Raw genomic sequence first — 4,239 nt, forward strand, 5'->3', positions numbered from 1 at the left:
CGGCAGGCCGGGAGGCACGACGGCGCGCGACGACGCCGGAGGCCACCGCGGGCAGCGTCAGCGCCAGCCCGCCGGCCACCGCGTACGCGGCGGTGTTCAACCCGAGCGCCCAGGCCGCGGAGATCGCGAGCAGCCATGAGGTGAGCGGCTGGGAGAGGAACTGCTGCACCACGATCTCGGTGGCCTCGACCCGCGAGTTCGCGCGCGGCAGGTCACCCCGGCCCACCAGCGACGGGACCACCGCGCGGATGGCGCCGTCGTAGACCGTCTCCAGCACGCCGTACAGGAGCACCACCAGCAGGAGCCACCAGATCGTGAGCGCCCCGGTCAGGTGCAGCGAGAGGAGGCCGCCGGCCACGAGCGCACGCACCCCGCCTGCCAGGCCGAGCGCAAGCCGGCGGTCGATCCGGTCCACGAGCACACCCGCGGGGATCGCGAACAGGAGCCACGGGAGCAGGGCGGCGACCGCGACGAACGACACGAGCAGCGGGTCGTCCGTCAGCTGGGCGGCCAGCAGCGGCGCGGCGACCCGCGCGATCCCGTCGCCCAGGCTCGAGCTCAGGTTGGCGGCGACGACCTTGGTGAACGCCCCGCCCAGCGGCTCGGGCCGCATCGACGGCGCGGGCTCGGAGTTCACGGCGGCGGAGGACACGCGGCAGAGGCTACCGCCTCGGCTCCATGCTCTACCTGTGCCGCCCGAGCCTGCGGGTCCGCGTCGGTGCGTGCCTTGTTCCCGGCCTGTGACTCCGGCTCAGGCCGGGACGCGCTCCGGCACCCGGGCACCGACCGCGCGCAGCACGAACGACTCGGCGGCGCGGATCGTGCGTTCGCGGGCCACGGGCTCGTCCGGGATGAGCCGTCCCGACAGGCACGCGTTGACGAGGTGCACCGTCGGCTCGATGTCCTGCGGCGGGAACGTCCCGGCCTCGATCCCCGCGGTGAGGATCCGGCGCAGGATCGCCTCCACGATGTCGGCGTGCTCACGCAGGCGCTGCAACGTCGCGCGGGACAGGACGGTCCGCAGGTCCGGGCCGGGGGCGAGGTGGAACACGCGGGTGAGCTGAGCCTGCTGGCGGATGTAGGTACGGAGCTGTTCCACGGGGTCGCTCACGCCGTCCAGCGCTCGCTCCAGGGTGTGGGCGTACTGCTCGGTCTCGTGGGTGATGAACCCGAGGAGCAGCGCTTCCTTGTCGTGGAAGTGGTTGTAGACGGCGGTCCGGCCGACGTTCGCCGCCGCGGCGATGTCGGCCAGGGTGATGGTGTCGAACCCGCGCTCCGCCATGAGGGTGGACAGAGCGGTGAACAGCTTGTGCCTCGTCATCTGGCGGTGCTCGTGCAGGCTCTTGCCGATGATCTTGGGCATGCTGACATCATATGCCCGCGTCGTCAGTAACTGGAACGCGGGATCGCGGACGCGGAGGAGTCGAAGGCCTATCCGACGGACAGATCGCGCTAAGTTTGGATAGATCCGCTTTGCCCGGCCCCAGGATCGCAATATTCATGCTTTTGCACTGATACTCAGTCGCTCCGGAATTGCGGCCCAGGCGCTTTCGTACGGTCCCGCGAAATCCCGGCCGGGAATGCCGACATTGCGTGAGCACGCCGTCACAAGCGTGTTTCCTCTCTGTAACACGCTGGCATCATCGGCGAAAGTGCGCGGCAGTAGGGTTCCCGCATGACTTTTCTGGCGGGCGTGATTCCTGCGGAACACGCCTCGGGCCACCTTCTGGTCCTGCCCAGTACAAATGGCCCCGTCGCGGTCAGTGAGCTCGCCGCCGCCTGGTTCTCGGACGTCGCGTGGCTCCGAGAACCGACCCGCGCCGCGGGGTCCCGGCGGATGGCCGGGTCCCGGTTCCGGGGCATGGCCCAGGCCGACTCGCTCGTGCCCGGAGTCATGCGCCTGGGGGAGGAGCACGTCGCGACCGGCCCGTTCGAGGTCGCGGAGGCGCGCCTCGCGGAGCTGCAGATCCCGGCCACCACGGCTGAGGCGTACTCGATAGCGCGCGGCGACGGCCTCCGGGACGTGCGGGGCGCTGCCCCGACGTCGTACGACGACCGGGACGGTATCGCCCGCGCCTTTCCGCACGCGCTCCCGCAGGCCGAGGAGCTGCGCATCGTGCAGTGGGCCGTCGCCTCCGCGCGCAAGACCGGCGGCGGGGTGCTCGTCGACGGGCGGCAGCCGCTGGTCCCGGACCCGGCGGCGTCCGTCAACCTGCAGCTCTACTCCGCGCACCCCCTGCTGCCGGGGGACGTGCTGCCCATGCTGAGGTCGTTCATCGCGACCGCCGACGTGTCCGCCGAACAGGTCACCCCCGATGGGACGCCGCGCTACACGCTCGCGGGGAGCACCCCGTACGACGGCTCGATCGTGATCGACGTCGAGCGCGTCGACCGGGTGCCCCGCGCGCTCGGGTCGCTGGACTGGCGCAGCTACGGGCCGTACGCCTACCGCATGAGCTGGGTGCCGGCGGACCCCTACGAGCTCGAGCTCGAGCACGGGTCCGGGCTGCACGTCATCGCCCGCGCGCGCATGCGCGCCTCGCTCGCGCGCCTCGCGGTGTCCCTGCAGAGCCGCATCGCGGGCATCCTCGTGGACGACGGCGGCTTCATCGCGACGCCGGACGAGCTGGAGGCGCGCAGCGACCCGGCCACCGGTGGCACCCCGGGATCCCGCGCCTGGGTCTGAGCCCGTTTAGTTATCCACAGATTTGATCCACAGCCCTGTGTGTTGTGTGGGAAATCCAGGGGATTACCTGTGGATAGAACTGTTGAGAACCGCAGGGTGAAAATTACAGCCGTGGAGCGGTTGCCGGTGATGCGACACGCGGATAGAAACGTTGGCAGTGGTTCGACGATCCGGGTGCAGATACGGTGCGCTGCAGCAGTACCGACCGGCCCGGGCATCGGACACATGGTCGACCGGAGAACGACAGGACGTCCCGTACCGCGGTGCGGGCTGTGGATGACGCCACAGGTGCCTGTACGGGGCCGGAAGACCGCCCGCGTTCGAGGTGTTCGTGCAGAACAGGCCTGGCGTTCCGGGTCTGACGAGCACATCGGAGTCGTGACGTCGACACGGCGCCCCTGGTCCTCGCCGAGCGCGGGTCATGGGTATGCGGTTTCGCCAGGGCCCCCGGCCTGCCCCGGGGGCCCTGGCCCCTCCCCGGACGCCGGCCACGGGATCTAGGCTCGGCGCATGAGCAACCTGGAGACCCAGCCGACCGAGCAGGTCTGCGTCGCGGGCGAGCAAGGCGACGGCATCGAGCTCCTCACCCCGCGCGACGTGCCGCTCGGCGGGCCGCGGGCGATGAACGTGCGGCGCACGATCCCGCAGCGCGCCCGGTCGCTCGTGGGGGCGTGGTGCTTCAGCGACCACTACGGCCCGGACGACGTCTCGGGCAGCGAGGGCATGCAGGTGCCACCCCACCCGCACACCGGGCTGCAGACGGTGAGCTGGCTCTTCGAGGGCGAGATCCTGCACCGCGACTCCGTCGGCTCGCTCCAGACGGTCCGGCCGGGCGAGCTCAACCTCATGACGGCGGGCCGGGGCATCTCCCACTCGGAGGAGTCGCCGGCGCAGAACCGTCCGCCCCGCCTGCACGGCGTCCAGCTGTGGACGGCGCTGCCGGGCTCGGCCCTCGGCGTCGACCCGCACTTCGAGCACCACGGCGACCTGCCCGTGGTGCGGCACGACGGCGCCGTCGTGCAGGTATTCATGGGGCGGCTCGGGGTGGCGGGCCAGGAGCCGGCCTCGCCCGCGACCGCGTACACGCCGCTCGTCGGGGCGCAGATCGACCTCGAGCCTGGGGCCGAGGTGCGGCTCGCCGTCGACCCGGAGCACGAGCATGCCCTGCTCGTGGACTCCGGCGACGTGACGTTCGAGGGGAGGGCCGTGCCGCCGTCGAACCTCGGGTACGTGGCGCCGGGCCGCTCCGGTCTCGTGGCGCGCGCCGGGGCCGGGGCGCCCGGCCGGGCGGTCCTGATCGGCGGTCTGCCGTTCGACGAGGACGTCGTCATGTGGTGGAACTTCATGGGCCGCACGCACGAGGACATCGTCCGGGCCCGCGACGCCTGGATGGCCCAGGTCGCGGAGCTCGACCCTTCGACGGGCTCGGGGCAGCGTGCCGGCGCGACCGGTTACGCGGCGGGCGCCGAGGACCGGCTGTTCGGCCGGGTGCACGGCTACCCGAGCGGGCCGCTGCGCGCGCCCGCCCTGCCGGAACTGCGGCTCAAGCCCAG

General features: G+C 71.8%; 4 protein-coding genes. 2 read left to right on the forward strand and 2 right to left on the reverse strand.

The window, feature by feature from the left end:
- The coding region (locus tag PROKR_RS26525; RefSeq protein WP_157602732.1) for an MFS transporter at window positions 1–652 on the reverse strand (652 nt) is incomplete at its 3' end.
- Between the two features lie 99 nt (window positions 653–751).
- The gene (locus PROKR_RS26530; RefSeq protein ID WP_036969759.1) at window positions 752–1,363 is read right to left on the reverse strand and encodes a TetR/AcrR family transcriptional regulator; all 612 of its coding nucleotides are present in this window, start codon (window positions 1,361–1,363) and stop codon (window positions 752–754) included.
- 312 nt (window positions 1,364–1,675) lie between these two features.
- Between PROKR_RS26530 and PROKR_RS26535 the strand changes: the two genes are divergently transcribed.
- Window positions 1,676–2,686 carry a hypothetical protein gene (locus PROKR_RS26535; protein ID WP_036969761.1) on the forward strand — a complete coding sequence of 337 codons (1,011 nt, stop codon included), beginning with the start codon at window positions 1,676–1,678 and terminating at the stop codon, window positions 2,684–2,686.
- A gap of 510 nt (window positions 2,687–3,196) precedes the next feature.
- Window positions 3,197–4,239: pirin family protein (locus tag PROKR_RS26540; protein ID WP_051433396.1), on the forward strand; the 1,043-nt coding region annotated here is incomplete at its 3' end.

This window comes from Promicromonospora kroppenstedtii DSM 19349 (assembly GCF_000515355.1).
GTDB lineage: Bacteria > Actinomycetota > Actinomycetes > Actinomycetales > Cellulomonadaceae > Promicromonospora > Promicromonospora kroppenstedtii.

Bases quoted from the DNA above. Each gene is read 5' to 3' on its own strand.
- PROKR_RS26530 (WP_036969759.1), bottom strand. From the start codon at position 1,363: ATGCCCAAGATCATCGGCAAGAGCCTGCACGAGCACCGCCAGATGACG.
- PROKR_RS26535 (WP_036969761.1), top strand. From the start codon at position 1,676: ATGACTTTTCTGGCGGGCGTGATTCCTGCGGAACACGCCTCGGGCCAC.